General features: G+C 50.0%; 10 protein-coding genes and 3 pseudogenes. 7 read left to right on the forward strand and 6 right to left on the reverse strand.

The genetic code is table 11. The features are described from left to right. Positions 1-31 precede the first annotated feature (31 nt). A complete protein-coding gene (locus ABV298_RS09385; RefSeq protein ID WP_353721877.1) occupies positions 32-1,051 on the forward strand; it encodes a GntR family transcriptional regulator in 1,020 nt (339 codons plus the stop codon). Positions 1,052-1,139: 88 nt separating this feature from the next. On the opposite strand, the gene ABV298_RS09390 is transcribed toward ABV298_RS09385, so the two are convergent. From ABV298_RS09390 to ABV298_RS09415, 6 genes and pseudogenes are all read right to left on the reverse strand, one after another. Then, positions 1,140-2,423 (reverse strand): sugar isomerase, encoded by a 1,284-nt coding sequence (locus tag ABV298_RS09390; protein WP_353721878.1) that lies wholly within the window; start codon positions 2,421-2,423, stop codon positions 1,140-1,142. Between the two features lie 64 nt (positions 2,424-2,487). Continuing rightward, a pseudogene (locus tag ABV298_RS09395) lies at positions 2,488-4,612 on the reverse strand (bifunctional aldolase/short-chain dehydrogenase). 253 nt (positions 4,613-4,865) lie between these two features. Further along, positions 4,866-6,728: a T9SS type A sorting domain-containing protein gene (locus ABV298_RS09400; protein WP_353721879.1), complete on the reverse strand. Its 1,863-nt coding sequence runs from the start codon at positions 6,726-6,728 to the stop codon at positions 4,866-4,868. 183 nt (positions 6,729-6,911) lie between these two features. Continuing rightward, positions 6,912-9,001, reverse strand: a pseudogene (locus tag ABV298_RS09405) (prolyl oligopeptidase family serine peptidase). Positions 9,002-9,033: 32 nt separating this feature from the next. Then, on the reverse strand, positions 9,034-10,920 hold the full coding sequence (locus ABV298_RS09410) for a CocE/NonD family hydrolase (RefSeq protein WP_353721880.1): 1,887 nt from the start codon (positions 10,918-10,920) through the stop codon (positions 9,034-9,036). A gap of 9 nt (positions 10,921-10,929) precedes the next feature. Next, complete coding sequence (locus ABV298_RS09415) at positions 10,930-11,853, reverse strand: PE-PGRS family protein (RefSeq protein WP_353721881.1); 924 nt, start codon at positions 11,851-11,853, stop codon at positions 10,930-10,932. A 92-nt stretch (positions 11,854-11,945) separates the two neighbouring features. Between ABV298_RS09415 and aspS the strand changes: the two are divergent. From aspS to ABV298_RS09445, 6 genes and pseudogenes are all read left to right on the forward strand, one after another. Further along, positions 11,946-13,725 (forward strand): annotated as a pseudogene (gene aspS / locus ABV298_RS09420) (aspartate--tRNA ligase). A 122-nt stretch (positions 13,726-13,847) separates the two neighbouring features. Then, complete coding sequence (locus ABV298_RS09425; RefSeq protein WP_353721882.1) at positions 13,848-16,271, forward strand: SLBB domain-containing protein; 2,424 nt, start codon at positions 13,848-13,850, stop codon at positions 16,269-16,271. A 2-nt stretch (positions 16,272-16,273) separates the two neighbouring features. Continuing rightward, positions 16,274-17,356: a Wzz/FepE/Etk N-terminal domain-containing protein gene (locus tag ABV298_RS09430; RefSeq protein ID WP_353721883.1), complete on the forward strand. Its 1,083-nt coding sequence runs from the start codon at positions 16,274-16,276 to the stop codon at positions 17,354-17,356. Between the two features lie 51 nt (positions 17,357-17,407). Then, positions 17,408-18,181 (forward strand): glucose-1-phosphate cytidylyltransferase, encoded by a 774-nt coding sequence (gene rfbF, locus ABV298_RS09435; RefSeq protein WP_353721884.1) that lies wholly within the window; start codon positions 17,408-17,410, stop codon positions 18,179-18,181. 5 nt (positions 18,182-18,186) lie between these two features. Next, on the forward strand, positions 18,187-19,266 hold the full coding sequence (rfbG, locus tag ABV298_RS09440) for a CDP-glucose 4,6-dehydratase (protein ID WP_353721885.1): 1,080 nt from the start codon (positions 18,187-18,189) through the stop codon (positions 19,264-19,266). Further along, the gene (locus tag ABV298_RS09445) at positions 19,256-20,143 is read left to right on the forward strand and encodes an NAD(P)-dependent oxidoreductase (RefSeq protein ID WP_353721886.1); all 888 of its coding nucleotides are present in this window, start codon (positions 19,256-19,258) and stop codon (positions 20,141-20,143) included. Before rfbG ends, ABV298_RS09445 begins: the two co-directional genes overlap by 11 nt. The last annotated feature ends 40 nt before the right edge of the window (positions 20,144-20,183 follow it).

The following is a 20,183-nucleotide window of genomic DNA, read 5'->3' on the forward strand; positions in this document are numbered from 1 at the left end:
ATTTTTAGCTTGCCCAAACCCACGGTATTGAATGGAAATACAATTCGACATTGAGTTCAAGGAAAGTGCACCCAAGTACATGCAGATCATCAAATCGCTGTTACAGGCGATTAGCAAAGGGAAACTGAAACGAGGCGATAAAATACCTTCTATTAACCAGTTGAGTGAAGAATACCTGCTTTCCCGTGACACTGTTGAAAAGGCTTACAAGCACCTTATCAAGGACGGCGTGCTGATCTCCGTGCGCGGAAAAGGTTATTTCATCAACCGTGTAGACATTGAAACTTCGCTCCGTATTCTGCTGGTTTTCAATAAAATAAGTAATTATAAAAAGCAGGTTTACAATGCATTTGTAGAGAATATCGGCCGTAATGTGAGTGTCGACCTGCATATTCACCATTCCAATACCAATATCTTCAAAAATCTGATCAAGAACAGCCTGGGCGAATACGACTACTATGTGATCATGCCGCATTTCTACGAAAAAACGGAAGAGGCCATTGAAACGCTGAAAATGATCCCGCCCGAGAAACTGATATTGCTCGATAAGGACATCGAATTCAACAGCAAAAAGCATTCGTCGGTCTACCAGAACTTCGAGAAGGACATTGTATATGCCCTCAATGAGGCTGTTGACCTGTTAAAAGTTTACAAGAAGCTGATTCTCATATTCCCGACCATGATCCGCTATCCGAAGGAAATCATCAAGGGCTTCCGGATTTTCTGCATTCAGCACGAGTTCGAGCACGAGATCATGTACGATTTTCATGAAAACGGCGTGGCCGTGAAGGATACCGCTTACGTCGTTATCGAAGAAAACGACCTGGTGAATCTGATCAAGAAATGCAAGGAGCAGCAACTAGCCGTCGGAAAAGATGTCGGCATTATCTCCTACAACGAAACGCCGCTGAAAGAAATCCTGCTCGACGGCATTACCACCATTTCCACCGATCACGAGCAGATGGGAAAAACGGCAGCGGAAATCATTAAGGAAGGGAAAAGGGCGCTCGTCAAAAATCCGTTTACGTTGATCCGGCGGAAATCGCTTTGATTTGATACATGTCAGTCTGAGCGAAGTCGAAGACAGTCCGTACGGCAACATCGCACATTCGCTTCGACTCCGCTCAGCGTGACAGTGCTTAAAGCCCTGTCGCTACGGTCAGCTTACCACGTTCGTTAAGCAATTCATTACGAACGCCCAAATGACGGTACAGACCGATCGGGTCGAGCGAGCCGCCGTTCAGGCGCATGGCCTCGCGTACCAGCGGGCGTACGTCTGTACGGAAGGCGTTTTGAAGGATTTGCTGGGCCAGTACCACGTCGTTTTCACTGCGGGCCTCTTCCAGTTTCTTTCGGTCGACGAGCAGTGCCTGCGCATAAGCCAGCAATATCGCTTCTACCGATTGGAGCAAATCTTCCAACGGGTCTTTCACATTGTGGCTCGCGTCGATCATCCAGGCGTAAGTATCGCTCGCCCGACGGGCGCGCTGCATTCCTTCAACCAGTTCCACGAAGATCAGGAACAGCTGGTAGGGGCGAATGGCGCCTACGGTGAGGTCGTCGTCGCCATATTTGGAGTCGTTGAAATGGAAACCCGCCAGGCGGCCTTCCATCATCAGTGTCGCCACAATTTGTTCGATATTCGCATTCGGTAAATGATGGCCCAAATCCACCAGCACATCCGCTTTTGGCCCTAGCTTCTGGCAAAACAGCAACGAACTGCCCCAGTCCTGGATCACGGTCGAATAGAAATTAGGTTCGTAGGCTTTGTATTCGACATAAACTTTCCAGTCGTCCGGCAATGCGGCGTAAATTTCCTGCAACGATTCAAGCGTATTCTGGAATGCCTTCACAAAATTCGACTGGCCGGGGAAGCAGGAGCCGTCCGAAAGCCAGATCGACAGCGCTTTTGAGCCGAGGTTCACACCGTGTTTGATCACTTCGATATTATGCTCCACCGCCTGCTTGCGCACTTTCGCGTCCACATGCGACAATGATCCGAATTTATACGAAAGCTCCTGATCCTTCTGGTCCTGAAATGTATTGGAGTTAACCGCATCGAATTTCAGGCCCAGCGACGTCGCCAGATCGATGATCGGCTGCGCTTCGCCGGGAATATCCCAGGGAATATGCAGGGAGATCGAGCCGCTTGAACGGTTTAACGCATGCAGCAAACCTACGTCCTCGATTTTTTCTTCCAGCGAGCGGGGCTCTCCTACCCCCGAGAAACGTCCGAAACGCGTTCCGCCGGTACCTAATGCCCAACTTGGGATCGCCACCTGAAATGCTTCGAGCGCCCTTACGATTTCCTTGGCATTGATCCCCTGCTCGCCCAGCTGCTCTTGCAGGAAAATGAACTGATTATTATGCCGCGAAAACAGGCTGTCGTTATGCTGGTCTATCTGATATTGTTCAATTTTCATCTGGATAGTACGGAAAAAAGCATTGCCGGGTTTCGGGGCCCGGCAATGCTTGTGATTGGATTGATTATCTCAGGAACGCCGCAGGAACACCGCCGTCGACGTTGATCACATTCCCGGTGCTCTTGTTGAGCAAGCCGCTTACGAAAATATATACGCCGTTTGCAATGTCTTCCGTGTGGATCTCGGCATTCAGTACGGTTCTTTTTGCATAATAAGCAGGCAATTCTTCTACTTTGATGCCGTAGGCCTTCGCACGTCCGGCAGCCCAGCCGCTTTCCCATATTTTACTTCCGGCGATTACCGCGTCGGGATTCACCACGTTTACGCGGATCTTGTCCGGGCCGAGCTCGGCAGCCAGCAGGCGTGACATATGTTGCTGAGCGGCCTTTGCTGTTCCGTAAGCCACATTATTCGGCCCCGAAACGATACCGTTCTTGCTCGCGATGTTAATAATGTCACCTCCCAGGCCTTGTTGGCGCATAATCGCCACCGACTCCTGCGATACCAGGAACTGGCCTTTTACGAGTACATCCTGCAAAATATCCCAGTCTTTAATAGTCGTTTCGGCCAATGGCTTCGAAATCGACAACCCTGCGCAGTTTACCACGATATCCACACCGCCGTATTTCAATTTGGTAGCGTGCAAAGCCGCCTTGATTGCCTCGTCGTCGAGCACGTTCGCTACGGTGGTGTCTGAAAAGTCTTTCCCGAATTTCGCGTCGAATTCAGCCTTGGTTTCTGCCAGTGCTTTTTCGTCGATGTCTGAAATCACGACGCAAGCTCCTTCCTGCAACAACTTCTGAGCGATAGCCTTACCGATACCGCCTGAACCGCCCGTCACGAATGCCACTTTGCGCGATACCGATTTTTCCTTCGGCATACGTTGTAATTTCGCTTCTTCCAGCAGCCAGTACTCGATATCGAATGCTTCCTGCTCGGGCAATGAAACGTAGGAAGAAATCGCTTCCGCGCCTTTCATAACGTTGATCGCATTGATATAAAACTCGGCGGCGACGCGCGCAGTTTGCTTATCCTTTGCAAACGAGAACATACCAACGCCGGGTAAAAGGATGATCACCGGGTTCGGGTCACGCACCGCGGGACTGTTGGCGTGTTTGCAACGCTCGTAATAGGCAATATAATCGGCGCGGTAGGCTTCGAACTGCGGACGGATATGATCGAGGATCTCCTCGTCGGTCGCTTCCAGCTTCTCGAATGGTAAATCCAGTACCAACGGACGGATTTTGGTACGGAGGAAGTGGTCAGGGCAGCTGGTACCGAGCGGCGCCAGTTTATCCAGATCATTGCTCGCGATAAATTCGAGCACGCGCTCGTCGTCGGTGAAATGACCTATCATCGCTTGCTTTTCGGAAGCCAATCCGCGCAGGTAAGGTGCAAGCTTGCCCGCTATCGCCGCACGACGCTCTTTAGGCTCGCTCTCGATACGCGCGCCGCCGAAAACGGGGCGTTTCTTGCCATAATTCTCAGCCAGGTATTCCGACGCTCTTTCGATCGTATCGAGCGTGTTGATATACGATTCGTAAGCAGTGTCACCCCAAGTAAATAGTCCGTGCCCGCCAAGCACAATACCGCGGATGCCTGGATTGTCGTTCAATGCCTTTTCCAGTTTCAGGCCAAGGTCGAAACCGGGACGTTGCCATGGTACCCACGCCAGTTCTCCGTTGAACAGCTCCTTCGTAATGGCTTCACCTTCCTTGGACGCAGCAATCGCGATCAGTGCATCGGGGTGCAGGTGGTCGATATGTTTGAAAGGCAGCAAGCCGTGCAGTGGCGTGTCGATAGACGGGGCCTTCGATTTCAGGTCGTAAATACAATGGTTGAAAAGATCCACCATTTCATCTTCAAACTCCAGTCCGCGGTAAATGTTTTTCAGGCTATGCAGGCGATCGACGTACAGACCAGCCAGACCGCTTCTTGTTAAAGTACCAATATCGCCCCCCCGAGCCTTTGATCCACATTACCTCGACAGGATTGCCCGTCAGCGGGTCTTTTTCGATGGTTTTACAGCTCGTGTTTCCACCAGCATAGTTGGTCAGGCGAAGATCGGCACCCAACAGATTTGAACGGTACAGAAGAAGTGCAACCTGATCATCACCCAGGGAAGCGGCCTTCTCTTCATCCCATAAATAGCTTACATACCTGTACTGGCTTACTTTAGAACTGCTCATATTTGTTTCCTGATTATTTATCGATTTTGAGGTAAGAAATTCTTCTTTGCTGAAAGCATTTTAACAGATTAATACTACTCTGAACGTATGTGCAAGATTAGGAAACTTACCAATCGACACCGTCCTGTTGTATCCTGCATGTTGAAATAATTCGAGAATTAATGTAAGAATTGAAAGTTCCGGAATAAAACAAATGGTCTGAACCATCTTTGTACAGTTCAGACCACGAAATGCAAAAATAACCTTACTGTGCTTATCGCTTTATTAGTAATTTCTTTGCGACATCACCAATTTTGATGGTGTAAATACCTTCTTTCAGATCTTTCACATCGAGCTTCCCGCCAGATAGTTTTGCATTGACGACCACCGCTTTCCCGGTTTGGGTAAAAATTGAAACCGCCTCATTTGTCACAACACCCTCCACAGTTAGTTCTTCCTGCGCGGGGTTAGGGTAAATGTTGACATTCGTCCGATCCGCCCTTACCACGATCGTTTTGGAATATTCAAATTTGCCATCGTAGTCGAGCTGTTTCAAGCGGTAATAAGTAATTGCAAGCGGATCGGGATCTGTATAATGGTAAGTCTTGACTTCTTTCGTATCGCCGTTCCCGTCCACGAAACCGATTGTTTCGAAAGTACGCGCATCGGTGCTGCGTTCGATTTCGAAGCCTTTGTTATTAGTTTCTTCGGTCGTTTTCCAAACGAGTTTCGTTTGATTGTTTTCGGATTTGCCTTCGAAGGATACGAGGGTGACTGGGAGTTTTATTACTGTATAATTCTTTGTAACCAGTTTCAGACCGGGCACCAGGCTGTTCGTTACTTCGGCACGATAGATCCCCTCTCCATCAAGGTAGAGATAGTTCTGACCGACTGTTGTGCTGATCAGCACATTATTTTTAAAAAGCGCATAAGTGTTGTTAGCAACGGTGCCTCCTGCATAGGGTATCATAATTTCAGGAATACAGCCAACACACATTGGCCCTTCCATAGCGGCGTCAATCGGTGCCTGTCTCGTGTACTGATCCAGTCGACCAATATTAGACTCCATGCCGTCAAACGTAAACGCATTGTCCGCCACATTCACATAGCCCGAAACAGGAACGTTGGAAAGGTCGGGAATCGGACCATTAAAGGAACCAAACTGTAAATTCAGATGGGTAAGATTAGCGAAGTTGCTGATCCCGGCGGGAATGGCTCCACCAAGTTTGGTGCCTGAGATCACAATCTTTTGTAATTTGGTCAGATTGCCGAACGCTGGGGGTAGTATTCCTGTGAAATTGCAACTCCTTAGTTCCAGTTCCTCAAGATTTACGAGATTTTCCAACGGAAACAGCATAGGGCCTGTAATATCGTATTGCGTTATACTTAATCGCCTAAGTTTTGTCAGGTTACCAATCTCCGCCGGCAATGGGGCGGTCAAGGCCAAATTTCGGTCAAGTTCAAGCACTTCGAGGTTTGACAGGTTACCAATCTCGGGCGGCAGTGCGCCTTCCAACTGAGCAACAAGGGTTAATTCTTTCAATTTGTTCAACGTAGTCAGAAAAACTGGGAATGGAGATGGCTCACCGCTGCCTATGGCTTCATTAGTACCGAGATATAGTTTCTCAAGATTGACCAAGTTTGCAAACTCCGCCGGTATCGGCCCAAGCGGTGTTAGCGATAAGCCTTTTAACTTGGTCAGACTTCCAATTACGGCCATATTGGCAATTCCAAACCTGTTTCCACTCAAATACAGGTATTCCAGGTTGGTAAGATTTCCCAAGGTAGTTGGAAGCTCTCCTGTCCAGCATCCCAGTTCAACGCCATCGCCGGAAAGATCAAGGGTTGTCAATGCTGTTAAATTCCCTACTTCGGGAGCGAGTTCGCCTCTGATACCCAGGTGTGACAATTCCAGCTTCGTTACGCGCCCTCCTTCGCAGGTGACGCCATACCACCCGCACGGACTGTCACCAACATTACCCCTTACCGCCCAATTGGAAAGCTCAGGGTAGTATGTGTACATGTCCGTGATGCGGTTATAGATCGCGATCAGCGCCAGACGATCATTTTCCAGCGTTTGGCCAAATAAATTAATGGAGATAAAAAGGCAAACAAGCCCAAGTAGACATCTTTTCATAGCGTCGTAAAAAGGGTCAGTAAATCCTCGAAACGTTGAGCGGGTGCCTGGACTGGCAACACAGAGCTGCCGGTAATGTAAGAATGTTCTATATATACAAATGTAACCGAATGCACAATAAAATATGCACCGATTACAAAAAATTATCAAAGCTTGACATTGTAGTATCTCCCTACTCGCTAATTACTTCCAGGTAAGTCCCATATTGCGGAAAAGAAATGCATAAATATCCGCCTGGGTTTCGAGTGCTTTTTTGGTATTACTGGCGCCGTGGCCGGAGTTGGTGTCGATCCGGATCAATAATGGATTGGATGAAGTACTCCCCGCTTTTGCCTGCAACTCGGCGGCATATTTGAATGAATGAGCGGGAACAACGCGGTCGTCGTGGTCGGCGGTGGTGATCATCGTGGCCGGATAATGACCGCCTTCTTTAATATTGTGAAGTGGGGAATAGCCGTATAAAACTTTGAATTCCTCCTCATTATCGCTACTGCCGTAGTCGGCGATCCAGTTCCAGCCGATGGTGAATTTGTGGAACCGGAGCATATCCATGACACCCACGGCGGGAAACGCCGCTTTAAAAAGTTCAGGGCGCTGGTTCATCACTGCACCGACGAGCAAACCGCCATTGGAACCACCCTGAATGGCAAGCCGCTCCGGCGAAGTGTATTTTTCACGGATAAGGTATTCGGCTGCGGCAATGAAGTCGTCGAACACATTCTGCTTTTTCAGCTTCATACCCTGCTCGTGCCACTTCTCGCCATACTCGCTTCCTCCTCTCAGATTGGCCTGCACATACACACCGCCCTGATCGAGAAACGGAATACGGGTAGGACTAAACGCAGGCGGCAAGCTGACGTTAAATCCGCCATAGCCATAGAGGATCGTGGGGTTCGTCCCATCTAGTTTCAACCCTTTTTTGTAAGTAATAAATGCCGGGATATGCGTACCGTCCTTGCTGGGATAAAATACCTGCTTCGTTTCGTAGTCCGACGGCTTGAATGTTACTTCGGGCTCACGGAAAACACTGCTCTTTCCGGTAGCGATATCGTAGCGGAAAATCGTGGATGGATAATTGAACGAGGTAAATGTATAAAATACGAAAGTATCGCTCCGCTCCCCGCTGAAACCGGCTGCCGAGCCTAATCCAGGTAATGCGATCTCGCTTTCTAAGGCCCCGTGCGCGTTGTATACGTATGTGCGCGTGGCTACGTCCTTCATATAGGAGACGAATAGTTTCCCTCCCGCCAATTCCGCATTTTCAAGCGGCTCTTCGCGCTCCGGTAACACGGTTTGCCAGGTCCGGTCGGCTGTTTTGAAGAGAACGACCTTTCCGTTAGGCGCCTCGTCATTGGTTTCGATCAGGAAATCGGCACCGATATTGTCGATAATGCGGAACCGCGAGTCGGTAATCTCCTCCCTGACCGGCACGAATTGCGTGTCGCCTTTTTTAGTACCCATACCGCATTGCCATCCTTCCCTTTTCCCCGGTCGCTCACACTGAGAACGGCATATTGCTCGTCCTCCGTTGTGCCCACTGTGTGAAAACGCTGCGGGTTGGCCTTGTCTTCGAATACCAGTTTGTCCTGGTCCTGCGAGGTACCTATGCGGTGAAAAAAAACCTGGTGGTTTTCATTTTTTGAGGCAAGTGCACTGCCGTCCGGTTTTGGATAGCGGCTGTAATAAAATCCATCGCCCTGCCAGGCCGCTCCCGACACTTTTACCCATTCCACCTTGTCGGCCAGCATGGACAGGTCGTTCATTTGCATCACCTGATACTCTTGCCAGTCGGAACCGCCTTTGGAAAAACCCAGCACTGCATAGGCCCCATCTCCGGACAAACTGAAAACAGTAAGCCTGGTTGTTCCATCGGACGAGAGCTTATTAGGATCGATCACCACTTCGGGTGTGCCTTCCAGCCCCTTCTGGCGATACAACACCGCCTGGTTTTGCAAACCATCGTTTTTATAGAAATAGAAATAATCGCCCTTTTTTCGCGGAGCCGAATATTTCGGATAATTATAGGCCTTTTCGAGGTCGTCGAAAATCTTTTTTCGAAACGGGATCGCATTCAGGTAGCCGAACGTAACGTCGTTCTGGGCTTTCACCCAGGCTGCCGTTTCAACCGAGCGGTCGTCTTCGAGCCAGCGGTAAGGGTCCGCGACTTGCACGCCGTGGTATTCATCGTAATGTTCCTGCCTGCGGGTTTCGGGATATTTCAGTTGTTGTGCATTGCCTTGTCCCGACAATGCCGATGCCGTCATTAAACTCATCAGAAAAATTTTTAAATCCATAAAAACGGCCGTTATTTAATAATTTCCACCTCCAATGCACTCGGAGCGTCGGCCTGGTGATAAATAGTATGCCTAGCAGGAGTAAAATCCGAATCCTGCGCCTTGTAGATATTCTCGACATACTTTTGCGGGTTTCTATCGAACAGCGGGAATGCCGTGCTCTGCACCTGCACCATGATGCGATGGCCCTTTTTGAAAGTATGTAGCACATCCTGCAAGCGGAATTTCAAATCGGTGATCTTACCTGCCACAAGGGGCTCCGGCTTTTCGAAGCTGTTCCGAAAACGGGCGCGCATTACCTCGCTCCTGACCATTTGCTGGTAACCAGCGAGTACCACCTTGGGATCAGGCATATAAGGGTGATTTTTCTCGTCATCGGGATACACGTCGATCAATTTCACGAAGAAATCCGCGTCAGTGCCGGTAGTACTGAATTTAAGTAATGCATTGATTTCCCCGCCAAGCGTGATGTCTTCGGTCAGGATATCAGTTTCAAAAACCAGCACATCGGGCCGTGTTGCGGCAAAACGCTGGTCTTCCGACATATATTCAAACGGTGTAAAGCCCGACATTTGCTTGTAATTGGCCGTGTAGGGCACCGGTTTCAGCGGGTCGCTCACATATTCGCTCACCGATTTTGCCTCCTTCGGCGCTTCGAAATCCAGCTTACCTTTTGGGTGAAAAAACAGCTTGCGCTTTTCGGCGTTGGCAGTCGGCCATTTATCGAACGTCTTCCATTCTTTTTTACCCGTATCGAACAAATAGGCTTCCGGCAGGCCGGTCTTCCCGTCGCCGGCCTCTTTCAAAAAATGTTTAAAGAATTTCGCTTCGATATTATTTTGATAAAAAGTCGCGATGCTATCGCCAAAGTAAATATCATTGTGCAAAGTATGACCGGTTTCACGGCTCCAACGGCCATGCCCGAACGGTCCGACGACAAGTGTATTGTAAATGGAAGGGTTATTCTTTTCGAGCGTTTTATACGTGTTAAGAGGCCCATATAAGTCCTCAGCGTCAAACCAGCCTCCCACTGTCATGAAAGCATGCTTTACACCTTTCAAATGCGGAAGGATATCACGCTTTTTCCAGAACTCATCTTTGTTGGGGTGATTGACGGTTTCCTGCCAGTAAAAGTTCTGTGAATAGTATTTATCAAAATTCTTCAAAGAACCCATTTCAAGGTTGAATGTGTAGCCATCCGGCCTGGGCGTAAACATCTCGCCGGTGAACCACGAGGCGGTAGTAGGTTTCGGCGGTTTAATTCCGAAAACAGGGAACGTCAGGTAATAGCCCTGCGTAAATACGCCGTTGTGATGAAAATCGTCAAAAAAGAAATCGGCGATGGGTGCCTGTGGCGACGAGGCTTTCAATGCCGGGTGGCCGGCCAATGCACTGGCCGTCGTGTAAAAGCCCGGATACGAAATGCCCCATTGCCCCACGCGGCCGTTGTTGTTCGGGATATTTTTGAGAAGCCATTCGATCGTGTCGTAGGTATCCGAAGCTTCATCGACATCGTTCTTATCCTTTTTCTGATCGATATGCGGTGTCATGTTCGTCCAGGTGCCCTCGCTCAGGTAGCGTCCGCGCACGTCCTGGTAAACAAATATAAACTTATCGCGCATTAACGCCTGACTAGGGCCTAACCGGGGCGGATAGGCATCGGCGCCGTAGGGGGCCACACTGTAACACGTCCGCTGCATGAGGAACGGGTATTTCTTTTCGGCCGAAGCGTCTTTGGGCGTATAAACGATCGTATGGAGCTTCACGCCGTCCCTCACGGGAATATCGTATTCAGCTTTGGAATAGTTTTCACGGATATACTGCTCGTCGGAAGCATTTTGTCCATAAACATGCCCGCCCAGCACGATCAGTGCAGCGCAGAGTAGATTTTTGATCATAGTTTGCGATTATTTTCTCTTATAATAATTGAGTGACACGCTGGCGGCGTTTCCCTTTTCGCTCAACGTGTAGAAACCCTTGCCTTCGTTTTCAAAACAGATTGCCTCCCCCTGCGGTTCAAGAGCGACGGTCAAAGTTTTGTTAGCGGATTTAACAAGCGCCTGCCCGACGGTTTCCCCATTGCTCCTTTTCCAATAATATACGGCCAGATAAGTACGGACCATTATTTCACTTCCGTCCCTGGAAATGCTGCTCGCCGTAGCAAGCGCTACCCCGGGCACGGCACCTACTTTTTCGGCAACAATGGTTTCACCTGTCGATTGAGGAAACGGTAACCTGTAAACATTGGTGCTTTGCATTTCCTTTGACAAAACGAAAACATCCTTTGTAACGGGGTCCACGATCAATGCTTCCGCGTCGCGAGGGCCGTCGGGGTAGCTGAAACTAATCTTTTGCAATGCATTCTGATCGAAAGTACCGCCGGTACCGGTGATTTCGGGTATCCGGTAAATGGTATTGACAGGCGTTGCCGGCTGGTTGTTATTTCCAATGTCGGCAATATAGGCATACGACCTGCCGTTGTCCGGCCCCGGTCCGACGGCCACTTCCTCCCAGTCGCGGTTGTCGGCACCCGGCACCTGATATTCCTTAATGGTTTTCCCGTCCTTACTGATCAGATAAAGCGAATTGGGCCGGCCCGAATCCTGGACAGTCCAGAGATAACCGGGCATCGTCGCGCTGGCAGCCAGCCCCGATGCCTCGTCAACAATACCGGCGGTTATCGGGAATTGCTCGGGAGCTGTTTCAAACTGGTCCGACAAGCCGTTCCCGCCGGGCGCCGGCTCCGGGTCGCCACAGGAACAAGTGATGCAAAAAACAAGTGAAGAAAGAATCGACCCCGCTCGTCCGCCCGCACTGCCATATATTTTCATAAAAAACACTTCATGTTAGATTTGCTAAAATTACGTACTTTTGCCGCATTTATTATCAGCGACTTTCATTATCTCAGTATTAAAATAGTTATATGTTACGTACACATACCTGCGGGGAATTAAGCTTAGGACATGTAAATCAAGACGTTGTATTATGTGGTTGGGTTCAGCGCGTCCGCGACAAGGGAGGCATGATCTGGCTCGACCTGCGTGACCGTTACGGCATCACCCAGCTTCTTTTCGAAGAGGGCAAAACCCCCCGCAAATGTGTTGGAAACCGCCCGCTCGCTGGGCCGCGAATTCGTGATTTCGGCCAGGGGCGCGGTAATAGAGCGCCTTGCCAAAAATGACAAAATCGCTACCGGCGATATCGAGATCCGCGTATCGGAACTCAGCATTCTGAACCCCGCCAAACTGCCCCCATTCCTGATCGAAGATGAAACCGACGGCGGCGACGATATCCGCATGAAGTACCGCTACCTCGACCTGCGCAGGAACGTGGTGCGTAAAAACCTGCAATTGCGCCATCAAGTGGCACGCCATACCCGCGCTTACCTCGATAATCTGAATTTCATCGAGGTCGAAACGCCGGTCCTGATCAAATCCACGCCGGAAGGTGCCCGCGATTTCGTGGTGCCCAGCCGTATGAACCCCGGTGAGTTTTACGCATTGCCGCAATCGCCGCAGACCTTCAAACAGCTTCTGATGGTGGCCGGCTTCGACCGCTATTATCAGATCGTGAAGTGTTTCCGCGACGAGGACCTGCGCGCCGACCGTCAGCCCGAGTTTACGCAGATCGACTGTGAAATGTCGTTTGTAACCCAGGAAGACGTTTTGAATACCTTCGAAGGCATGATCCGCGAGCTTTTCAGCAAAGTCAAGGGGATCGATCTGCCGGAAGTGCCGCGTATGACTTACGCCGACGCGATGCGTCTGTACGGTTCGGACAAACCGGATATACGCTTTGATATGCAATTTGTGGAGCTGAAAGGCGAAGAGCGAGACCTCACCTCCGGAAAAGGTTTCGGTGTGTTCGACGATGCCGGCCTTGTTGTAGGTATCTGCGCCCCAGGCTGCGCCGCTTATACGAGAAAGCAGATCGACGAACTGACCGACTGGATCAAACGTCCTCAGATCGGTGCGAAGGGCCTGGTATATGTCCGTTACAACACCGATGAATCAATCAAATCGTCCGTAGACAAATTTTATACGGAAGAAGAGCTTAAAAAATGGGTTGAAGCGTTTGATGCAAAGCCGGGTGATCTTTTGCTGATCCTGTCGGGACAAGGCGATAAAACACGCAAGCAGCTCAATGAGTTGCGGCTCGAAATGGGCTCACGCCTGGGCCTGCGCAATCCGGACGAATATCGGGTGTTGTGGGTGGTCGATTTCCCGTTACTGGAATTCGGCGAAGAAGAAAACCGCTGGTTTGCAATGCACCACCCGTTCACCAGCCCCAAACCGGAGGATATCGAGTTGCTGGATAAAAATTTGGGCCTGGTACGGGCCAATGCATACGATATGGTGATCAACGGCGTTGAAGTGGGCGGAGGTTCCGTGCGGATTTTTGAAAAAGAGCTGCAACGAAAAATGTTCGAAATCCTCGGATTTTCAGCGGAAGAGGCGCAGGAACAATTCGGTTTCCTGATGAATGCATTTGAATTCGGCGCTCCTCCTCATGCGGGGATTGCATTCGGTTTCGACAGGCTTTGCTCTATATTCGGCGGTGCCGATTCCATCCGGGATTTTATTGCATTCCCTAAAAACAATTCGGGTCGCGATGTGATGATCGATTCGCCTTCGCCTATCTCCGAAGCACAGCTGAAAGAGCTTGCAATACAGGTAGAGGGCGTCAATTCCGGATCAAAATGATCACGGTCCGCCGGATAATTTAAATAAAATAAGATTTTGTAGATTTGCCCCGAGCTTACTTAAATTTAACCCCAGGGCCTTCCGCGAACGGAAAGCTGCTGACTGTAATTAAACTACACTGCATGCATTATCAATCCTTTCTAAGAAATTATTTCAGGAATGCCTTTATGTTGTTGCTCCTCCTGGCCAGCATCGGGGTTTTTGCTCAGAACAATACTTCTCCTCAGCTTCCAACCGCGGATCCGACGCAACCTAAGATCGATCCGACCCAGGTGACCAATCAGCAGGCCGTCGATTTTTATAATCAGGCAAAGTCGGCGGGTATGTCCGATATGGACATCGAAAGGGCCGCGCTGCAAAGGGGCTATACACTGGATCAGATATCGGCGATGCGCAAACGGCTGCAACAAAAACCGAACGAAAAGCAGACCGACGATCCCAACCGTGACGAGCTCGACGAAACGAGAGAACAGGACGAGCTCGACGAGCTGGACGATGAAGCGAACAACGAACGCGACTCCACTAATGCGCGCCGTTCGAGAAACCGTCGGCTGAGCCGCACTTTCGGATCCGCATTCTTTGCACGGGCATCTTCTACATTCGAGCCCAACCTCCGCATTGCAACGCCCCGGAATTATATTCTCGGACCGGAAGATGAAATCGTCGTTGATATTTACGGCAATGCAGTGGATAACTTCCGTATGAAAATCAGCCCGGAAGGAACCGTGAAAATGCTGAACCTGGCGCCGGTTTATGTAAATGGCTTAACCATCGAACAGGCGAGCGAACGCATCGTGAACCGCTTGCGGCAGGCCTACTCCACGCTGAACCGTCCGGGATCGGGCACGTATTCTTCCATTACGTTGGGCAATGTCCGCAGTATCCGCGTGATGATCACCGGTGAAGCCGCCCGTCCGGGTACTTACACGGTTTCGTCACTTGCTACGGCTTTCAATGCGCTTTCGCTGTCGGGCGGCCCGAGTTTCAACGGTTCTTACCGGAACATCGAAGTGATCCGGAACAACAACGTCATCAAAAGAATCGACCTTTACCGCTTCCTGGTGGATGCCGATCTCCGGGACAATATCGCACTTCAGGATCAGGACATTATCCTGATCCGGCCTTTCGAGACCCGCATCGAGTTAAATGGCCAGGTGAAACGTCCGGGTATTTTCGAAGCGAAACAGGGAGAAAGCCTGATGAGCTTAATCCGTTATGCGGGCGGCTTCACGCCGGAAGCCTACACGAAAACGCTCACCTACCAACGCAATACCGGCACCAATTATATAATCGGCAGCATCGACTCCGTTCAGATCGAATCCTTCACTCCCAAAAACGGGGACATTTTCAATGTAAAGCGAATCCTGGATGTTGTCACTAACCAGGTTGAAGTGCGTGGCGCGGTAACCCTGCCCGGCGCCTATGCATTGGAAGAACGTTGCAATACGGTTTTGAAACTGATTCAGATGGCACAGGGTATCAGCCCCCGCGCGTTTCTGAACAGGGCCATCCTGGAAAGATCGAGCGGTGAAACCCAGACGGGCATCGTGGCGATAGACCTCCGCAAACTGATTAACGGGGAAATTGAAGATATCCCATTGCTCCCGGGGGACATTCTGACGATCAAATCCGTGGAGGATCTCAAGGAATTCACGTTCCTGACAATTTCCGGGTCGGTAATCAATCCGGGTAACTACTACTATTATAAAGACATTACCATCGCCGACCTTATATTCCAGGCCGGCGGTTACACCGAAGGTGGTATCCCCTACCGTATCGAGGTATCGCGTAGGGTAAAAAATGATACACTCGACCTGCCTGCTTCACAGAACGTCCGCATTTTCACGATAGACGTAGCTGATAACCTGGTACTCAATCCCGAAGACCAGAAATTTAAATTGCAGCCGCAGGACATCGTCGTGGTGCGTAAATCGCCGCGTTACGAAGCGCAGAAGTCTGTTACCGTCATCGGCGAGGTTAAATATCCCGGCAATTACACCATTATTAATAATTTCGAGCGCATTTCCGACCTTTTCTCCAAAGTAGGCGGGCTTCGGCCGGAGGCGTACTTGCCCGGTGCGAGGTTTTATCGTGGCCAGGAATTGATCGCGGTCGATATCGAAGCGATTATCAGGAAGCCTTCGCTGTCGGCCAACCTGTTGCTTATGCATGGCGACACGCTTATTATCCCACGCCGACTGGAAACGGTGCGGATCCAGGGTGGTGTGCACAATCCGTCGGTCATGAACTTTGACCCCAAGTTTAGCTACGACGACTATATCTCCCAGGCAGGCGGTTACACCGAGCAGGGCTGGAAAAAACGCGTATATGTGTCCTATCCCAACGGTCGGACACACCGTACTAAAAATTTCCTGTTTTTCAGATCTTTCCCGAAAGTTGAACCCGGCGCTGTCGTTACCGTTCCGGTGAAGGTAGCAGAACCGGAACGTCAGAGAACGCCGGGTGAACGTATTGCCCTGTTCTCTTTCATCGCATCGATGGTAAGTACACTCACACTAGCTGCAATTACCCTGAGCAGAAATTAATCATGATATCCTATCCAGAGAAAAAAGCCGAAGTAGCCGAGAGCACCGGGAGTACGTTCAATGCATCCGAAGTACGTTTTATCGATATTATCCTTTTTATAAGGAAGTACATTAAAATGTTAATTCTGGTCACGATCGCATCGGTGATAGGAGGTGTGCTGTACAGCTTCACACTTCCGAAAAAGTACGAGGCCAGGGTAAGCCTGCTGCCCGAATACGGCGGCCCCAAAAGAGGGTCATTCTCGCTGCTGGGTGCGGGGCTCACCGGCGACGGTGCGGAAAAGCTGCAACCCGAGCTTTACCCGACTATTATGCAGAGCTCGCCGTTTGGTGAATATCTTCTCAAACAGCCTGTGGTTGACCAGGAAAACAAATCTTACAAAACACTTCTGGACTTCATGCGGGCGCAGCAAAAGCCGGGCCTTCTGTCCCGCCTGTTCTCTTCGTCGCCGAAAGCACCCAAAAAGGAAATAAAGCTTAAAAAGGAGGGGATCCTCTCTTATTCTCTTCAGGAACAATCCCAGATCGCCGGGGCTATCGCATTACTCTCCGCGGAAGTAGACCCCAAAAGTGGCGTAATCGATATCAGCGCGGAAACTTTGGACCCGTTCGTTTCGGCAATCCTTGTTGAAGCGGCAGAAAAATACCTTGTCGACTATGTGGAAGATTACCGGTCGTCTAAGGCAAGTCAGCGCGAAGGCCTGCTGTCCGATCGCGTAAAAGAAGCCAAAGCCAGGCTCCGCACCGCCGAGTACGCACTTCAAAGTTATCGCGACCAGAACCGGAATATCTTTTCCAATACCGCTAAAATCGAAGAGCAGCGGTTGCAGGCAGAATACGTGTTGGCCGAGTCGCTGTACAGCGACCTCGTGAGAAGATACGAACAGGCCAAGGTGAATGTAAAAGAAGAACGTCCCGTTTTTAAAGTGCTTGAACCGGTGAAAGTTCCTTTGCTCAAAAGCAGCCCCAAACGCTTGCGAATCGGCTTGATCTCCGGCTTCCTCGGGGGCTTTTTTACCATATTATATATCCTCCTCTTTAAAGAAAAAGTAATACAAAAGATCGTGTCAGGTGCAAACCGGTAGGGTTGCCTGCGATCTTTACGGATGTCATAACCATTTAGCAAATCATAAGCAATGAAAGTTGTATTACTAGCAGGAGGCTTAGGCACACGCTTATCAGAAGAGACTGTTGTAAAACCCAAGCCGATGGTGGAGGTTGGCGGCAGCCCCATTCTTTGGCATATTATGAAGATTTATTCTTCACATGGATTCAATGAATTTGTTGTTTGCCTCGGTTATAAGGGTTATGTGATCAAGGAATATTTCGCCAACTATTTCCTTCACCAATCGGACGTTACCTTCGATATGTCCGATAACAAAATGGAAATCCACAATTCACAAGCGGAGCCCTGGAAAGTTACGCTGGTAGATACCGGCCAGGACACCATGACCGGCGGCCGTGTGAAAAGAGTCGCCAAATACCTGAACAACGAACCATTCATGCTGACCTACGGCGACGGCGTGGGAGCTATCGATGTCAAGGAACTCGTCCGGTTCCACCAGGAAAACAACAAGCTACTCACAGTAACCGCGGTGCAGCCTTCCGGGCGGTTCGGAGCATTGAATATTACCGACAGAAACAAGGTCGAATCGTTCCTCGAAAAGCCCAAAGGCGACGGAGCGTGGATCAACGGCGGATTCTTTGTGTGCCAGCCCGAAGTTATCGACTACATTACCAACGACACCACCGTGTTCGAGAAAGAGCCTTTGGAAAATATTGCACGGGACGGAAAAATGGTCGCGTTCAGACACCAGGGTTTTTGGAAACCGATGGATACGCTTCGCGACAAGCAGGAACTCGAAAATTTGTGGCAGTCGGGTAACGCTCCCTGGAAAAACTGGAATTAAAAAATATGGATTTACAACACTTGACACATTACTATAAAGACAAAAAGGTGTTCCTGACCGGTCATACGGGCTTCAAGGGTTCGTGGCTCCTGCAATGGCTTCACTCACTCGGTGCGATCGTTAAAGGATACTCACTGGCCCCCGAGAACAAATCCGACCTGTATTACCTCATCAACGGCGACACGCTTTGTGAATCGATGATCGGCGACGTAAGGGACAGTGAAACAGTAATTGAAGCGATCGCCTCTTTCCAACCCGATTTCGTTTTCCATTTGGCAGCCCAGCCGCTCGTGAGACTTTCATATGAGATTCCATCCGAAACTTTCTCGGTGAACGCAGTAGGCACAGCCAATGTGCTGGACGGTGTGCGCAGGCTCGAAAAACCTTGCGCGGTTGTGCTCATTACCACCGATAAGGTCTACGAAAACAAAGAATGGCATTACCCTTACCGCGAGATCGACCGGCTGGGCGGATACGATCCGTACAGTGCGAGCAAGGCGTGCGCGGAGTTGATCATCGGTTCTTACAGAAATTCATTTTTCCGTCCTTCCGACTATTCCAAACACCGTAAGTCCGTCGCCAGCGCGCGGGCGGGGAATGTAATCGGTGGCGGCGATTGGGCGAAAGACAGGATTATCCCCGATATCGTCCGGGCGCTCGCCCAGGATAGCCCTATTATCGTTAGAAATCCTGCATCGGTACGGCCGTGGCAGCATGTACTCGAACCGTTGGGCGGTTACCTCCATCTGGCGACAAAAATGGTCGATGACCCCGTGAAATATGCCGATTCCTGGAATTTCGGTCCGCTGCCGGAAGACAACCTTACGGTGGAAGAACTGGTGAAAATCGCCGTTCGCAACTGGGGAAGCGGCTCCTACGAAGCCAGGGCATTGGCCAATCAGCCGCATGAAGCCGGCCTGCTCAAACTTGATATCAGCAAATCCATCCACGAATTGGGATGGAAGCCCAAATACAACGCCGAAACAGCTATCCGTAAAACTTTGGAATGGTATAAAACATGCCACGTCTCTCCGCAGAATGCGGCTGCCGCATTGAAGGCTAATATTGAAGAATATGCATCGTAAAACCGCAGTTATCGGCAGTGAGTCGTTCCTTGCCCGCTATGTGGTGGCCAAACTTCAATCCAGTCACAGCGTCTGCGGATATAGCAGAAGCAATCATTCCGGAATACCCGTCCACGTTCCATTCGATTATCCGTCGGTTAAGCTGGATTTCCCTGCATTGCTTGACTTCGACAACATCGTTTACTGCGCGGGGAGCGGCATTCAGGCCAACAAATCAGATGATTTTGTTTTCGAACTGAATACTTATCTCCCGATAGAGCTCGCCAATTTCCTGAAAAAGAACGGGTTCCAGGGTAAACTGGTCACTTTTGGCTCTTATGCGGAGATCGGGAACAATTCGGAGGAAAAACATTTCACCGAGCAGGAAATTGTAGCGTCGCTATTGTCTTCGCCCAATGACTATGGTATTTCCAAAAGGCTCCTTACCCGCTTTTTCCAAAGTGCCAGGCTGGATTTCGGCTTTTATCATCTCATTCTGCCAACCATTTACGGTCCGGGAGAAAACCCGAAGCGGCTGCTGCCTTATCTGGTACATTCAATCGCAAGGGGCGAAACGCCCGTTTTGACGAGCGGTAACCAAACCCGGCAATACGTCCATGTCCGCGACGTAGCCGACCTGATCAGCCTGTTCCTGGATTCCGACGCGCCATCCGGGATTTATAATGTACCCTGCGTGGAAACAATGCTCGTGAAAGACATCGTTTCACTGGTATATGAAACCATGAATGCCACACGCCCGCGCGAAGAGGAAAGGCTGAAACGATACGACGAGTCGATGAAGTTCCTGGCATTGGATCCGACAAAAACGCGTAACATCTTTCCCGAATGGCGGCCACGGATCGCGATTAATGAGAGTTTGCAGGAGTACAATGCATAATCCCCCCCACCTTTTAAAGATAAACACACTTAACACCCGA

The organism is Dyadobacter sp. 676, from assembly GCF_040448675.1.
In the GTDB taxonomy this organism is placed as follows: Bacteria; Bacteroidota; Bacteroidia; order Cytophagales; family Spirosomataceae; genus Dyadobacter.

Bases quoted from the DNA above. Each gene is read 5' to 3' on its own strand.
- ABV298_RS09430 (WP_353721883.1), top strand. From the start codon at position 16,274: ATGATATCCTATCCAGAGAAAAAAGCCGAAGTAGCCGAGAGCACCGGG.
- rfbF (WP_353721884.1), top strand. From the start codon at position 17,408: ATGAAAGTTGTATTACTAGCAGGAGGCTTAGGCACACGCTTATCAGAA.
- ABV298_RS09390 (WP_353721878.1), bottom strand. From the start codon at position 2,423: ATGAAAATTGAACAATATCAGATAGACCAGCATAACGACAGCCTGTTT.
- rfbG (WP_353721885.1), top strand. From the start codon at position 18,187: ATGGATTTACAACACTTGACACATTACTATAAAGACAAAAAGGTGTTC.
- ABV298_RS09410 (WP_353721880.1), bottom strand. From the start codon at position 10,920: ATGATCAAAAATCTACTCTGCGCTGCACTGATCGTGCTGGGCGGGCAT.
- ABV298_RS09425 (WP_353721882.1), top strand. From the start codon at position 13,848: ATGCATTATCAATCCTTTCTAAGAAATTATTTCAGGAATGCCTTTATG.
- ABV298_RS09415 (WP_353721881.1), bottom strand. From the start codon at position 11,853: ATGAAAATATATGGCAGTGCGGGCGGACGAGCGGGGTCGATTCTTTCT.
- ABV298_RS09445 (WP_353721886.1), top strand. From the start codon at position 19,256: ATGCATCGTAAAACCGCAGTTATCGGCAGTGAGTCGTTCCTTGCCCGC.
- ABV298_RS09400 (WP_353721879.1), bottom strand. From the start codon at position 6,728: ATGAAAAGATGTCTACTTGGGCTTGTTTGCCTTTTTATCTCCATTAAT.
- ABV298_RS09385 (WP_353721877.1), top strand. From the start codon at position 32: ATGGAAATACAATTCGACATTGAGTTCAAGGAAAGTGCACCCAAGTAC.